Genomic DNA, 13380 nt, shown 5'->3' on the forward strand with positions numbered 1-13380 from the left:
GCGGTAGTAGGCGACGGCATGTTGCATGGCGACAAACTCACGTTGCTTCCGTACAAACCGCATACCACCGTTTGCCGTTTGTACGTAGCTAACACAATGACATTGTTCAGCAATTTGTCGTCGCTTGCTTAAGGTCTGCGCGCGTTGAGCTCATCCGCATCAGGAGGGATCTTTGGCGTGGGCACGATCGCTGAGTATTCCTGCAAAGCCAGCGGCACCGACGGGCGGGCGATATCCCTGAAGCCAATCCGATGGACTCCCACCGCTCCTGCGGGGGGCTTGGCGGCGGTCGACCCAGCAGGTGACGCCCATCCCTCTTCCCAGCCTCAGCCGCCAACGGCCACCAAGGGCCTGAGCAATAGGCTCAGGCATTCGATGGGTCAGCGCAGTTTTTTGGTGAGCGCTGGGATGATGGAGACGTCATTAGCGGCGCGAGATTACTCTTGCCGGGAGGCTCCGCCAGCCTTCGTGACGCCGAGCCGAGAATTGGTCGACCTTGCTCGAAACCGCACGCTTACACGTTTTAGCGGGCGCACGGATCGGCCGCGACGAACTCATCCGTAATTCAGGAAAGCGAACCACGAAAGCGCGCGGGGCTTCAAGCTGATGAAGGAGCCTCGGGGGGCGTGGTGAAACTCATTATCCCAGGGGATCGCATGTGCAACAGCGTAGCCGGCTATGATGGTCGGGATCACTCAGCGAGCTTAGGTCTTCTTCGCCCTCCGGCGCTGCGCTTGCTCGATTTCTAAGCGTAGCGACACCTGCAGCGTGGTTCATTTCAGGCTCGATGAGACAAAATTCTGCAGCTCCGGCGTCCTTGGCGCGCCGAAAAGTTCGGCCGAAGGACCCTCCTCCCAGACTTTGCCGAGGTGCATGAAGACTGTCTTGTTGGCAACCTGACGGGCGAAGCCCATCTCGTGGGTGACGAGGATCATGGTCATCCCGGCCTCGGCCAGTTCTTCCATCGTCTTAAGCACCTCTCCGGTCAACTCGGGATCGAGAGCAGAGGTCACTTCATCGAACAGCATGACCTTCGGCTTCATCGCCATCGAGCGGGCGATGGCGACGCGCTGCTGCTGGCCGCCGGACAACTCATCGGCATAGGCGCCGCTCTTCTCCTCCAGACCAACTCGGCGCAACGCCTCGCGTCCAATCTCGTCCGCCTCGTCGCGGCCGATGCGCTTCACCACACGTGGCGCCAGCGTGATGTTTTCGAGAACGGTGAGATGCGGGAAGAGATTGTAGCTCTGGAAGACAATGCCGACCTCCTTGCGCAAAGACCGCAGGTCACCTGCTTCCGGCGTGATCGTGTGCCCGGCGACCTCGATTCGCCCCTGCTGGATACGCTCCAGACCATTGATGCAGCGCAGCATAGTGCTCTTGCCGGAACCGCTGCGCCCGATCACCGCCACGACCTCGCTCGGCTCGACGTTGATCGATACCCCGTCCAGGACGCACAGGGCGCCGAAGTATTTCTTTACGTCTCTAATGTGCACGCTGGACACGGCGCTTACCTTTGAGTTTTTCGCTGAGATAGGACAGCGGGTAGCAGATGGCGAAGTAGAAGGCCGCCACCGTAATGAAGACGATGAATGGCTGGAACGTCATGTTGTTGAGGAGTTGGCCGGCACGGGTGAGCTCGACAAAGCCGATCAGCGCGGTGACCGAAGTGTTCTTGACGATCTGGACCATGAAGCCAACCGTCGGGCCAAGCGCAATGCGAAAGGCCTGCGGCAACACGACATAGCGTAACTGCTGCGGCAGGCTGAAGGCCAGCGCATCCGCAGCCTCCCATTGCGGTCGTGGCACGGCTTCGATGCAGCCGCGCCAGATATCAGCAAGGTAGGCCGAAGCATAGACGGAGACCGAAATCCCGGCCGCCAGCAGCGGAGGGAAATACAGGCCGGCGAAGCTCAGGCCGAAAAAGACAATGAAGACGACGATCAGCAGCGGCGTCGCCTGGACGATCTGGATGTAGCCGGCAATCGCCAGCTTCACCGGTCGCGGGCCGAGCACCCGCAGCAGCGCGAGCGTAAGTCCGATCGCCCCGCCGATCAGGAAAGCGATGATCGACAGCCCGATTGTCCACAGTGAGGCGCGGGCGAGAAACTCGACGCTGCTCCAGCCGAAATCCTGAATCATGCGCCGCTCCCGACCGGATCGAGATCCTCCTGCAGGAGGTCGGGCTTCGGCGGCTTGCGGCGTCGGAACAGCCACAGTCCGACCAAATAGTAGAGGAAGCGAAAGGTGAAGGTCAGCCCGATGTAGATGACGGCAACGACCAGATAGGTTTCGAAGCTGCGGAAGGTGAAGGACTCGACGATGCTCGCGGCGGAGGTCAGTTCCTTGGCGGAGATGGCCGAGGCGATACTGGTGCCGAGCAGTGTCAACGTCAGTTGGCCGGTCAGCGCGGGATATATGATGCGCAGCGCCGGCACGACGACGATATAACGGATGACCTGCAGTCGCGACATGCCGAGAGCCAGGCCGGCCTCGATCTGGGTCTTGGGGATGGCGAGCAGCCCGGCGCGAAAGATCTCGGTCGAATATGCGCCGAGGTTGAGCGCAATGGCCAGCAACGCAGCCATGTCGGCGGAGAAGCTCAACCCGATCAGCGGCAAGCCGAAGAAGACGAGGAAGAGTTGGACGAGCAGCGGCGTGTTTCGGAAGGCCTCGACATAGACTGTGACGAGAGCGCCAAGCCACCGCGGTCCGTCGGTGCGTGCGATGGCGGCTGCCAGGCCGATCGTCACCCCCAGCGCGATGGTTTCAGCTGACAGGACCAGCGTGTTGACCGCGCCCTGCGCGATATCCGGCCAGAATTTCAGGACCGGTCCGAATTGGAGTTCGTAAGCCATGCGGTCACCGTACCGGGTCGAAAGGCAGCTCGACGAGATGACACGGCATGATAGGCATCACGAATTTCTCGGGCGGGCTAAGGGCCGCGGGACGGAAAAGAATGCTCCGAGGCGCTGGAGCGCCCCGGAGCCTGCCTTGGGAGGCTTAGAACGTGGGCAGCTTGCCGCCCGGAATCGGCACCCCGGTCCATTTCTTGTGAAGGTCGTCGAGAACGCCGGTGACCTCGAGGTAGTAGATCAGGTTGTTGAGGTACTGATGAAGGTTCCACTCATCGGCACGGAGCGCCATCGACCAGTAGAGGGTGTAGAGTGGCAGGTCTTCCTTGACCTCGAACTGGTCGTCGACGCCGCGCTTTTTCAGCAGATCGTTCGCCAGCACCGCGACGGCGGCGGTGGCGTCGACCTGACCGGATAGCAGGGCCTGCATGGCGAGCGCATCGTCGTCGAAACGTTCGATCTGGAGGCCGGGAATGTTGTAACTGATCAGCGTCGCTTCCTGGGTGCTGCCCTTCGGCACGGAGATTTTCTTGCCTTCCAGGTCGGCGAGCGTCCGGATCTCGGCGTCTTTCGGCCCGACGATGGTCATCTGGTACGAGCCGTATGGATTGGTGAAGAGCAACGAGCGGGCGCGCTGCGGTGTCGCCGTGGTCATGGCGATCAGCATGTCGACGCGGCCGGACTCCAGCGCGGCGACGCGCGAGGCGTTGGTCACCGGGACGACGTCGAGCTCGACATCGAGCGACTTGGCCACTTCACGGGCCAGGTCGACCAGGAAACCGTCGGTGTTGCCGCTCGAATCCGTGGTGTCGTAAGGCGGCAGACCGGTCAGCACACCGATCGAAATAGTTCCCTTCTCCATGATCTCGGGGATTGTCACCGCAGAGGCGGTGGTGGTTGAAGCAGCAGCGGCGCCGACGAGCGTCGCGGCGGCGGCTGCGTAGCGCAGCTTGCGAAACCAGTTCATGAAAGTCCTCCCAGTGACGGAACGATTGCTCGATAAAAGTTCGGATCGCGGGCTCTTATGAAGCTCCCACCCGCATCGGCGATATTCCATTCCGCATTGTGGTTTGTCAATTCCGAAAATGACAACACAATTCCGAACTTGTCTCAAGCAATCTTCTGCAGGCCCGCTCCCGGGATGCTCTCCTCGCACCGCGACAGGGCGGACAGGGCTTCGGCGATGGCCGCCACCTCGGCGTCGGACGGCGCTGCCATCGGGGATCGCGGAACGCCGGCCTCGACCCCCTGCAGCGCCAGCGCCGCCTTGACGCGTGCTGGCAGGTTGGGGGAGGACAGCGCAGCCCAGAGTCCTACCAGTCCCTTATGTAGCGACGTGGCTCTCGCCCGGTCGCCCTCCTGAACGGCCCGCCAGAGCGCGACGGCGGCACGTGGCGCGGCCGTGGAGATCGCAGCGATCGAACCGGCAGCGCCGAGTTCGTAGCAACTCATCAGACCGGCATCAATCGCGGCAAAGACACGCTCTGCCCCGACCGTCTCGACGAGCGTCGCATAGGCGCCCAAGTCCGTATCGCTCTGTTTCACGGCGGTGACCGAGGGCGTCCGTTGCATGATTCTGGCGGCTGTGGCCGGCGTGACGTAGTCCCAGGGAATGACGTTGTAGATAATGATCGGCAGGGCCACCGCACCGGCGATCGCGCCGTAAAAATCAGCCTGACCCTCGGGTTGCGGGCTGAAAATGTAGTGCGGCGGTGCGATCTGCAGGGCAGTCACCGGAAGTCCGGAAATCGCCCGGGCCCGCGCCACGGCCGCCCGTGTACTGTCGGCCATGATGCTGACGACCACGGGGATCCGCCCCGCCGCGGTATCCAACGCCACCGCGACCAGCGCCATGAGTTCCTTGCCCGAAAGGGCATAGCCCTCGCCGGTGCTGCCGCCGACCACGACGCCGTCGACGCCATTGGCGGTCATGAAGGCGATCTGCTCGCGAAACGCCTTTTCGTCGATCTCCCCGTCAGGGCAAAACGGTGTCGTCAGGGGAATGAGAACACCGCGGAGAGCGGCGGAAGCGGACATAAGCTTGTTCCGTTCCTGGTTATTCCGTCCCGGCATCATACCCCAATTGCCGCGAAATCTGCCTCGCTGTGGCGATGACGAGGGGCGCAAGGGAGGGGATGCGTTCCCGGGTGACCCGATCCTTCGGTCCGCTGACGCTGACGGCGGCGAAGACATGGCCGGTGACGTTGTGGACCGGAGCAGCGATGCAGCGGACCGACGGCTGATGCTCACCCTCGTCGATGGAGTAGCCGCGCTCACGGGTCGCCGCGAGATCCCGGCGCAGCGCTTCCGGTTCGGTGATGGTGTTTGCAGTGAAGGGCAGGAGGCCGGCGGCGATAATCTTCTCGATGACCGATTCCTCCTGGAAAGCAATAGCGGCCTTGCCGACGCCGGTGCAGTAAGAGGGCGAAATCGAAAGCGTGGTGGTCCAGTTGACCGAAGCGCTGTTCGGTTCGTGATGCTCGATGCTGACCATGTTGGTACCATCGAAAACGCAGAGGTGGGATCCCTCCCCGGTCGCGCCGATCAGCCGCTCCACAAGCGGGCGGGCTTCTCGGTAGATGTCGAGATTGCCCATTACGATGCTGCCGAGCTCAAACAGACGGATGCCCATGCGGTAACGGTCCCGCTCGCGGTCCTGCTCCAGCAGCTTCACCTCGCGCAGACTGCTGACCAGCCGATGGACCGTCGTCTTCGGCATGCCGCATCGCGCGGCGATTTCGTTGAGCGTTAGCGAGCGATCAAAGGCGGAGAAACAATCGAGAATCGCCATCAGTTTGTGCATGGATTTCAGCGACCCGCGATCCGCGGCCATACCTATCGATCCCTTTCCCGACGTCTGTCTGGTGGTGGCCATGGTGTCCCGGACGTTCGATTGATGCGTGGGCGACATGGTTCGTTCCTTAAAGGAACAGCCTGAAGCTGCAAACTGTCAAATGGGCATTGACAAGGCGTTCTTCCAAAAAGTAATCCTGTATTCCGGATTACGGAACAACGATCCGCTAAGAGGCTTTTTATGGCATCCGTGCTTTGCGTTGGAATCGCAGTGCTGGACAACATGTTTGCGGTCGAGAGGTTTCCGACCGAACCGACCAAGGTGTTCGCACGGGAGTTTCACCAGATCGGTGGCGGCCCCGCCTCCAACGCCGCGGCCACGATCGCCAAGCTCGGCGGCAAGGCCACATACTGGGGTCGCGTCGGCGACGACGCCATTGGCGCCCGGCTGATCGAGGAACTGTCCGAATACGAGGTCGATGTCGGCACCGTCCGCCGCGTGCCCGACCGGCGGACCGGGGTTTCCGCGGTCGTCGTGGACGAACGGGGCGAGCGGATGATCTTCGCGTTTGCTGACCGCGAACTCGATACCGATCCGTCGTGGCTGCCCGACGAAATCCCCGATGGCGTCGACGTTGTCCTATGCGACGTCCGCTGGCCCGCGGCATCTGAAAAGGTGATGCGCAAGGCGCGGGCCAGAGGGCTTCAGGTCGTGCTCGACGCGGACCTCACTACCGACGACGCGATCGCCCGGCTGATCGGCTATTCGACTCATGCGGTCTTCTCGTCGCCGGCGCTGGAGCGATTGACCGGAACGCGCAACATCGAGGCCGGCCTGCGCGCCGCACAGGAGCGGACCGAAGGCGCCGTTTCGGTAACCCTGGGCGCCAAGGGCTTCGCGTGGATCGAAGGCAGCGACATTCGGAAGATCGACTCTTATTCCGTACCGGTGGTCGATACACTCGCCGCGGGCGACGTTTTCCACGGGGCCTTTGCGCTTGGCATCGCCGAGGGCATGACCATCGAGCGCGCTGGCCGGTTCGCCGCCGCCGCGGCGGGGCTGAAATGCACCCGCTGGGGCGGACGCGCAGGAATCCCGACGCGTTCCGAACTTGACGACTTCATGACCGCGGCGGCCTAGAGCGGCCCCGCTATTCCCGCCATAACCAGAGCCCGAAACAGAATTCCCCGACGGGCAGCGCCAACAGGACCGCGACATGGAAAAGCAGAGAAAGTCGATCCGGGAGAAGTTTGCTGACGGCGAGCCGACATTCGGCATGACCATTTACACAGGGGTTTCGGCCACCGTCGAAATTGCCGGGAACTGGGGTCTCGACTTCGCCTTCATCGACGCTGAACACACCTCCGTCGATGTCGATCAGCAGATGGAAAAGCTTATCCTGTCGGCCAAGGTCTCGGGCATTGCACCGCTCGTGCGGGTCCGCGGTACCATCGAGTGGGATATCCGCAAGGCGCTCGAACTCGGCGCGGACGGCGTCATCGTTCCGCAAGTCGGCACCGCCGATCAGGCGCGCGCAATCGTGCGCGCCGCGAAATTTCCCCCGCATGGCAGGCGCGGCGGCGACGGTTCGGTACGCGCCGCAGGCTTCGGCGGCCCGGGCTTCCAGTGGTCGAGCTACACACGCGCACAGAACGAGAGCACCCTGGTGATCCCGATGGCGGAGAGCTTCGAGTTCTTCGACAACATCGACGAGATTCTTGAGGTCGAGGGTATCGACGTCATCAATTTCGGACCGGCCGACTACTCCTTGTCGCGCGAGATTCCGATCGACTATTCGATGTCCAATCCGGAAGTCACCGCACGACTGGACGAACTGATCGAGAAATGCCGAAAGCGGGACATCAAGGTCATGGCGCCCTGCATTCCGCCGACGGCCGAGAACGCGGCGAAGCTGGCCGCCCAGGGCGTCGACATGATCATCATGGGCAATGACGTCATGTTCCTCAACGAAGGCGCCAGACGCGCTGCCGAAGCCGCGAAGTCCGTGACCGGCGGCTGAGGCTCTTCACCATTGGACTGCTCGCCCGCCGTCGATGCCGGGCGACATCGAACAAGGACGCGATCTTCGTGGAACTCTCATCGGGAAAGCTGCGCGGCATCCGACGCCTCGCTGACAGTGACGGACGTTTCAAGATGGTCGCCGTCGACCAACGGCCACCAATGCTTAAGGCACTTGCCGACAAGCTTGGCGGGCGGGCGCCGGGCTACGAGGATCTTGGAACGGCCAAGGCTGTCCTTGCGGAGGCGCTTCTGCCCCTCGGCTCCGCGCTGCTGATCGATCCGGACTATGGCTATCCGCAAGCCGAGTCCGTGATCGCGCCTGACAAGGGTCTTCTCATCACTCTCGAGGACTTCAATTTTAGCGAGACGGCGGACGGTCGAAAGACCAGCCTGATGCGGGGCTGGGGCGTCGAAAAGGTAAAGCGGCTGGGCGCCGACGGCGTCAAGCTCTTGTTGTGGTACAGGCCGGATGCATCGACTAACGTCGTCGATCACCAAAAGGCGCTGGTGCGTTCGGTCGGCGAGGCATGCCGCATCTACGACATTCCCTTCCTTCTGGAACTGCTCGTCTTCCCCTTTAAGGGATCGGCCGGTCACAGTACCGACTATACCGAAGACAAGGACAAGCATCCGGACCTAGTGCTGCAGAGCCTGAGGGATTTTGCCGACCCGGAATTCGGCGTCGACATCTACAAGCTCGAAAGCCCGGCGCTGGCCAAGAGCCTTCCCGATCCCGACGACGACACCGCCGAGGCACGGACGGCGCAGTCCCAGTTCGACGAAATTTCGAGAATCATCGACAAGCCCTGGGTCATGCTGAGCGCCGGCGCGAGCATGGAAGTCTTCCGGCGGGTGCTGACCTATGCCTACCGGGCTGGCGCCAACGGCTACCTGGCGGGACGCGCAATCTGGTGGCCGGCCTTCCAGCATTTCCCGGACATCGCCGCCATGAAGGCGGACCTCGCGACACAGTCGGTCAACTACATGGGCGATATCAACCGTCTAACCGACGCGAAGGCGCGACCGTGGGTCGAGGCAAAGATCTTTGGCGGGCACGCAACGCTGGACAACGCGGGCCATAGCTTCCCGGCCGACTATCCCGGCTTTTCCTGAACAACCTGTAGAAGGACTGACAAAGCGTGCTTGCGGATATCAAGGGTAAACGGGTTCTCGTCACCGGATCGAGCACCGGCATTGGCGCCGCCGTCGCCGCCGGCTTTGCCGCACAAGGCGCGCGCGTCGTCATCCACTACAACGCCAGCCAACGGGAAGCCGGCACGGTTGTCGACAGTATCGTGGCGAAGGGCGGCGATGCCCATGCGATCCAGGCTGACATCTCCACGACCGCAGCCGCGGACACGCTGGTGGGCGAGGCCGTGGAAGCCCTCGGCGGCATTGACGTTCTCATTAACAATGCCGGCGCGATGATCAAGCGCGCACCACTCGCCGAGGTCGACGACGCGCTATACGATCGGGTTCTTGATACAAACATCCGCTCCGTGGTCATGACCTCGAAAGCTGCTCGCCCCCATCTTCGCGATGCCGGGGCGGGCGTCATCATCACAGTCAGCTCGATCGCCGCCCGCAATGGCGGTGGCCCGGGGGCAGGGCTGTATGCCGGTGCCAAGGCCTTCGTCCTGAACTTCACGCGCAACATGGCCAAGGAACTGGCTTCGGACAACATCCGCGTCAACGGCGTTTCGCCCGGCGTGATCATGACGCCATTCCACGAGCGCTTCTCAAGCCCTGAGTGGATCGAGACGCAGCGCAAGACCATTCCGATGGGCCGGATCGGCACACCGGCTGACGCTGTCGGCGTTTTCCTCTTCCTAGCCAGCAACGCGATGAGCGGCTACGTCAATGGCCAAACCATCGAGTTGAACGGCGGCCAATACATGCCGTAACTTTCTTATCTGGCCACGCTCCCAAAGCGTGTCCGGCCCAAAAATGGTGTGCCTCCCGTGCGGGCGATTGGAAGGACGTAGGTCCCAAACAGTTCCCCACGGATTGTCGGTTTCCGCCACATGCGCGTTGATCGACGCCATGTCGCCGCGATTGCTGCCCGCCTAAAAGAGACGCTCACGCCAGCACCTGACATCCAAGCGTTCGACGGGCCGCGCGGATGCCTCGATTGCGCGCGCCGCAGCGAGGCCTCGCAATTTCCGAACGCCCCGACGCTGGTAGCGCCTCGATAATAAGCAAGCGTTAGCCGCGAATGCTGCAATCTTTTGACGGCTCGAGCCATTCGACCCTCGTCCATAGCCCGCACGAAAAGTAATCGGCTCCAACGGGCCACAACGAAGCTTCAATAAATACCGGCTGTCCGGAGTGGGGCCGCCAAGGCTTTGAAAAGACACGCCGCTTTTCCGAGCAATCCGAACGGTGCTGCTGACACCCCCCGTTAGCCGTCGGAAAATCTTACTCGCGAGAAAAAAATCCCTGCGTGAGACCCAGGCCGGTCCGGAGCTTATGAGGTTCCAGACTTTCGACCCGCCCCCCCTCCGGCCAGACCCGCATCTCACAAGGAGAGTCAAGCGGCCGAGCCGATCGTCAACCATGTCCAACCTCGGTTGGAATGCTGTCACTGGCGAGTGAGCCCGCTCTGGTCGGTCAACGATCCCGTAGCTGGGCGCCGCCTTTGCGGGGATCACCGGCGGTTGTGGCATGGCCGGGCGCTTTAGAGATGGTCCCGGTGTCACCCCCTGAAGCAAGCCTGGTCCGTTTGTCCCTGGCCTCGGTGATCGCCGGCTGGAAATAGTCCCATGACCAGATCGTGCTCGCGCGACCAGATCGATCGTGTCGTCGACGCACCGCTGCGATTCCTGCAAAGAGGTCCTCTTCGGTAAAGCCGCGATTGAGCAATCTGGTGAGAGGGCCCGGATCGTGGAGACCGACGGATGCCGGGTTGAGGCAGTCGCCCGCCGCCTTGCGGAAGGGAGCGAGCCAGGCCTCCGATTGCGGACTGATCCACGTCTCGAGATCGGATGGGCGGTGGCTCGCCGCGCAAAGGGCCTTCTTCCCGCCGAGCCTCCTTTTTTCAGTGAAGTACAAAGGATAAGTATTATCCTTTTCGGGTGCAGGTTTTTGCACCCTATCAAGACGCGCTATGGCGGCTCGTTTCCAAAGGAACTGGCGCCAAGCGACCGACTTGATGACGAGCTGGTTCGTGTCGTGCTTCCGTCCCCTTCGCGGGCGTCGCAGGCAAGCGATGAGATTAAGGGCGTCGAGCTTGTTCACCGCCATCTGAGCGGTCCGGATCGACACGAAGCTGAGCTCTGCGATTGTCTCGATCGCCAAAGTGCAGGCACTGCCTGCCATGCGGCAATGCCGGGCCACGACGGCTCCGACCGCCTGCTCCGAAACCGTCAGGTGCGCCGCAAGGTCGGGGGGCATGGCGCCAGCTGCGAGGCGCTTCCGTGCTGCGAGCCGCTCGGTCCTGCCGGGATCCGCGGCGGCGACCCGCTTCTTTGCGGCGACCTGGCTGCCATGCTTCGGCGAAGTCTCAACGGCGGAATGCTCCACCGAGTGGATGAGTTCGGCGGCGCGTTCGAAACTGATCTCGCCATCTGCCGCCTGGCGCCAGAGATCCGACACCTTCTTGTCGCGGGCGACGATCGCATCGATGCTGGAGGGCCAGCTCATCGTGCGTCAGCCGCCCGCTGCCGCGGTCAGCGCGCTGTGGGCAACCCAATGCGTGCCTGGACGACGGCCAGCCACGGTTTCGTCCTAGCGATCCGAAATCGCGCCGAGCGCCATGATCTTGAGCGGGAGCGTCTTGCTCGATCGATCTCGGGTGTTCTTGTCGTTGGCCATCGTCGAGAGGTTCCGTTGCGAAGTGAACCTGGCACCGATTTTTCAGTGCCACCCGCCGTAATGGTGGGCCTCCAGATGGTCCGATCCCCTTGTGGATTGCGCAATCGACCCTCTTTGCGACCGCGTGCGCTCCAGTACTCTCTCTGGTGATTTGATGGCCCGAATCGATCCGAGCGGACGATATTTCGTGGACCCTGATTCGCCCGCCCTGAGCCGGAGGCAAGACTGACCCGATGGCGAAGAAATCGTTCGACTGGCGGGGGATTGAAACTCAGTTCGGCAAAAAGATTGCCAAGGAGGTTCGGCGAATTGTGGCCAGCCAGCCTGTGACGGAAGAAGGCGAACCAGTTCCCTATCGCGAGGATCGGCCGGAGCGCGGGCTGACCTTCCACGAAGCTCTTGAGCGGTTTGTCGACCCTGAACTTCCCGGCGACTCCGAGCCGGACCGGGCTCCCCTTTCAGAGAGGGCTGCACTCGAAAAAAGAGCCGTTGTCCTGTTTGGCAAGCTGAAGCGTGGCGATGTGATCTCGAGTGGTATTGCGCAAGGGGCAAGCTCGCGCACCATTGTCGATCCAAGTCTTTTCGAACTGCTTATGTATCGAGTGGACTTAGACGCGGTGGTCGGCCACCGGCGGATCTTCGAGAAGCCGGAGTTCTTTCTGCCGGCCGAGATCCCACTCAACGTGCGGTCCGTACCGAAGTGGCTCCTTGCCTACGATCGCCCCGTCATCGCTGCGTTTGCGCATGATGCCAGATACCGCAAGGTCTCTGTTCGTGAAGAGCGCTATGCGCTTGGCGAGAAGCAGTCTCGCATCATCAAGGTCCTGCACGAGGCCTCTCAAACGAACGATCCGTGGCGTGACGGCCGCTCCCTCCTCGACGCTGCCGGTTCCGAGAGCACGAACCTCATGGATCTCTTCAAGAACAAGCGTGACCTGATCGTCTCAGATGGAACTGGCCTTTATCGGCTGAAGCTCGACTGATTCGCAGCGCGGGGGTGGGGATGGCGCATCCGGACCCTGTCCGTGGCAGTCATCAGATCCGCATGACGCCGCCGAACTGATCCCCGAAAAGCGATCGAGCTTCCGGCCTGACGACATCCGTGTGTCGGCGGTGCCAGCGTTCTTCTCGTCACCAAGTGGACTGGAAGGATGTCACCCCGTGGATCATCACCTCAACGAACAGGACCTGGCCATACGTCTCCGGCTGAGCGTCCGCACGCTCCAACGCTGGAGATGGCGCGGCAAGGGACCGGCGTTCCTGAAGCTCGGCAATCACCGCGTGGTCTACCGCCTCTCGGATGTCGAAGCCTGGGAAGTCGCCAACCGACATCCGGGCCAGGTCGGACTTCCGGATCGGGCATGATGGCCCGACCAAGGGCGCTGGCGTCCGACGATCAGCGTTGTGACGACATCGTCGAGATCGGCGAGATCCTGGCGCTCGGTCTGGTTCGTAGCCTGGCCCGAAGATCAAGTTGTTTATCTGCGAATGCTGGCGATCGTTCGGTTGACTGTCTCGGGCAGGCAAGCGGTGTTGGGCAATACGCTCTCCAACCGGAGCCCGATTGATGACAGAGCCCGTGCTCGCCCGCCTGACGGCATTGAAGACTATGCCGACTTCAGAGCTGAAGGACCAATGGCGGAAGCTCTTCGAGACCGAACCTCCGGTCTATAACCGCCGCTTCCTCGAAAGCCGACTGGCCTACCGGATCCAGGAACTCGCCCATGGCGGCCTCACTCGGGACACCGTGGCTCGACTTGAAGCGCTCGCCAAACAGATCGAGCGCGGAGGCGCGACGGGCAAGGCTCGGGCTTCGGTCAGACCCATCGCCGGCACCCGACTGATCAGGGAGTTCAACGGCGTCGAGCACTGCGTCACGGTCAGAGGCGACGACTT

General features: G+C 62.2%; 14 protein-coding genes. 7 read left to right on the plus strand and 7 right to left on the minus strand.

Translation table 11 applies throughout. The annotated features are described in order from the left end of the window. Positions 1-773: 773 nt before the first annotated feature. The 6 genes from BLT60_RS23565 to BLT60_RS23590 form a co-directional block, all read right to left on the minus strand. The gene (locus BLT60_RS23565) at positions 774-1505 is read right to left on the minus strand and encodes an amino acid ABC transporter ATP-binding protein (protein ID WP_090881282.1); all 732 of its coding nucleotides are present in this window, start codon (positions 1503-1505) and stop codon (positions 774-776) included. Beyond that, complete coding sequence (locus tag BLT60_RS23570) at positions 1486-2142, minus strand: amino acid ABC transporter permease (protein WP_090881285.1); 657 nt, start codon at positions 2140-2142, stop codon at positions 1486-1488. Before BLT60_RS23570 ends, BLT60_RS23565 begins: the two co-directional genes overlap by 20 nt. Then, complete coding sequence (locus tag BLT60_RS23575; protein ID WP_090881287.1) at positions 2139-2858, minus strand: amino acid ABC transporter permease; 720 nt, start codon at positions 2856-2858, stop codon at positions 2139-2141. The genes BLT60_RS23570 and BLT60_RS23575 overlap by 4 nt, the downstream gene beginning before the upstream one ends. Before the next feature lie 145 nt (positions 2859-3003). Then, a complete protein-coding gene (locus BLT60_RS23580; RefSeq protein ID WP_175478621.1) occupies positions 3004-3822 on the minus strand; it encodes a transporter substrate-binding domain-containing protein in 819 nt (272 codons plus the stop codon). Between the two features lie 143 nt (positions 3823-3965). Beyond that, the gene (locus BLT60_RS23585; protein ID WP_175478622.1) at positions 3966-4892 is read right to left on the minus strand and encodes a dihydrodipicolinate synthase family protein; all 927 of its coding nucleotides are present in this window, start codon (positions 4890-4892) and stop codon (positions 3966-3968) included. Between the two features lie 19 nt (positions 4893-4911). After that, positions 4912-5766, minus strand: coding sequence for an IclR family transcriptional regulator (locus tag BLT60_RS23590; protein WP_244521422.1), 855 nt, complete (start codon positions 5764-5766; stop codon positions 4912-4914). A 123-nt stretch (positions 5767-5889) separates the two neighbouring features. Here BLT60_RS23590 and BLT60_RS23595 point away from each other — a divergent pair, with 123 nt between their 5' ends. From BLT60_RS23595 to BLT60_RS23610, 4 genes are all read left to right on the plus strand, one after another. Then, a complete protein-coding gene (locus BLT60_RS23595; RefSeq protein WP_090881296.1) occupies positions 5890-6789 on the plus strand; it encodes a PfkB family carbohydrate kinase in 900 nt (299 codons plus the stop codon). 76 nt (positions 6790-6865) lie between these two features. Next, on the plus strand, positions 6866-7669 hold the full coding sequence (locus BLT60_RS23600) for an HpcH/HpaI aldolase family protein (protein ID WP_090881299.1): 804 nt from the start codon (positions 6866-6868) through the stop codon (positions 7667-7669). Positions 7670-7737: 68 nt separating this feature from the next. Continuing rightward, complete coding sequence (locus BLT60_RS23605; RefSeq protein WP_090881302.1) at positions 7738-8784, plus strand: tagatose 1,6-diphosphate aldolase; 1047 nt, start codon at positions 7738-7740, stop codon at positions 8782-8784. Positions 8785-8810: 26 nt separating this feature from the next. After that, a complete protein-coding gene (locus BLT60_RS23610; protein ID WP_090881305.1) occupies positions 8811-9575 on the plus strand; it encodes an SDR family NAD(P)-dependent oxidoreductase in 765 nt (254 codons plus the stop codon). A 706-nt stretch (positions 9576-10281) separates the two neighbouring features. Here the strand turns inward: BLT60_RS23610 and BLT60_RS23615 are convergent. After that, positions 10282-11313 carry a hypothetical protein gene (locus BLT60_RS23615; RefSeq protein ID WP_090881308.1) on the minus strand — a complete coding sequence of 344 codons (1032 nt, stop codon included), beginning with the start codon at positions 11311-11313 and terminating at the stop codon, positions 10282-10284. A 404-nt stretch (positions 11314-11717) separates the two neighbouring features. Here BLT60_RS23615 and BLT60_RS23620 point away from each other — a divergent pair, with 404 nt between their 5' ends. From BLT60_RS23620 to BLT60_RS23630, 3 genes are all read left to right on the plus strand, one after another. After that, positions 11718-12467: a hypothetical protein gene (locus tag BLT60_RS23620; RefSeq protein WP_090881311.1), complete on the plus strand. Its 750-nt coding sequence runs from the start codon at positions 11718-11720 to the stop codon at positions 12465-12467. Positions 12468-12645: 178 nt separating this feature from the next. Continuing rightward, positions 12646-12849, plus strand: coding sequence for a helix-turn-helix transcriptional regulator (locus BLT60_RS23625; protein WP_090881313.1), 204 nt, complete (start codon positions 12646-12648; stop codon positions 12847-12849). Between the two features lie 202 nt (positions 12850-13051). Next, positions 13052-13380: DUF2924 domain-containing protein (locus BLT60_RS23630; RefSeq protein WP_090881319.1), on the plus strand; the 329-nt coding region annotated here is incomplete at its 3' end.

It is taken from the genome of Bauldia litoralis, from assembly GCF_900104485.1.
Lineage (GTDB): Bacteria > Pseudomonadota > Alphaproteobacteria > Rhizobiales > Kaistiaceae > Bauldia > Bauldia litoralis.

Excerpts from the sequence above, each read along its gene's own strand:
- BLT60_RS23595 (WP_090881296.1), top strand. The coding sequence starts at position 5,890 with ATGGCATCCGTGCTTTGCGTTGGAATCGCAGTGCTGGACAACATGTTT.
- BLT60_RS23620 (WP_090881311.1), top strand. The coding sequence starts at position 11,718 with ATGGCGAAGAAATCGTTCGACTGGCGGGGGATTGAAACTCAGTTCGGC.
- BLT60_RS23585 (WP_175478622.1), bottom strand. The coding sequence starts at position 4,892 with ATGTCCGCTTCCGCCGCTCTCCGCGGTGTTCTCATTCCCCTGACGACA.
- BLT60_RS23615 (WP_090881308.1), bottom strand. The coding sequence starts at position 11,313 with ATGAGCTGGCCCTCCAGCATCGATGCGATCGTCGCCCGCGACAAGAAG.
- BLT60_RS23580 (WP_175478621.1), bottom strand. The coding sequence starts at position 3,822 with ATGAACTGGTTTCGCAAGCTGCGCTACGCAGCCGCCGCCGCGACGCTC.
- BLT60_RS23600 (WP_090881299.1), top strand. The coding sequence starts at position 6,866 with ATGGAAAAGCAGAGAAAGTCGATCCGGGAGAAGTTTGCTGACGGCGAG.
- BLT60_RS23575 (WP_090881287.1), bottom strand. The coding sequence starts at position 2,858 with ATGGCTTACGAACTCCAATTCGGACCGGTCCTGAAATTCTGGCCGGAT.
- BLT60_RS23590 (WP_244521422.1), bottom strand. The coding sequence starts at position 5,766 with ATGTCGCCCACGCATCAATCGAACGTCCGGGACACCATGGCCACCACC.
- BLT60_RS23570 (WP_090881285.1), bottom strand. The coding sequence starts at position 2,142 with ATGATTCAGGATTTCGGCTGGAGCAGCGTCGAGTTTCTCGCCCGCGCC.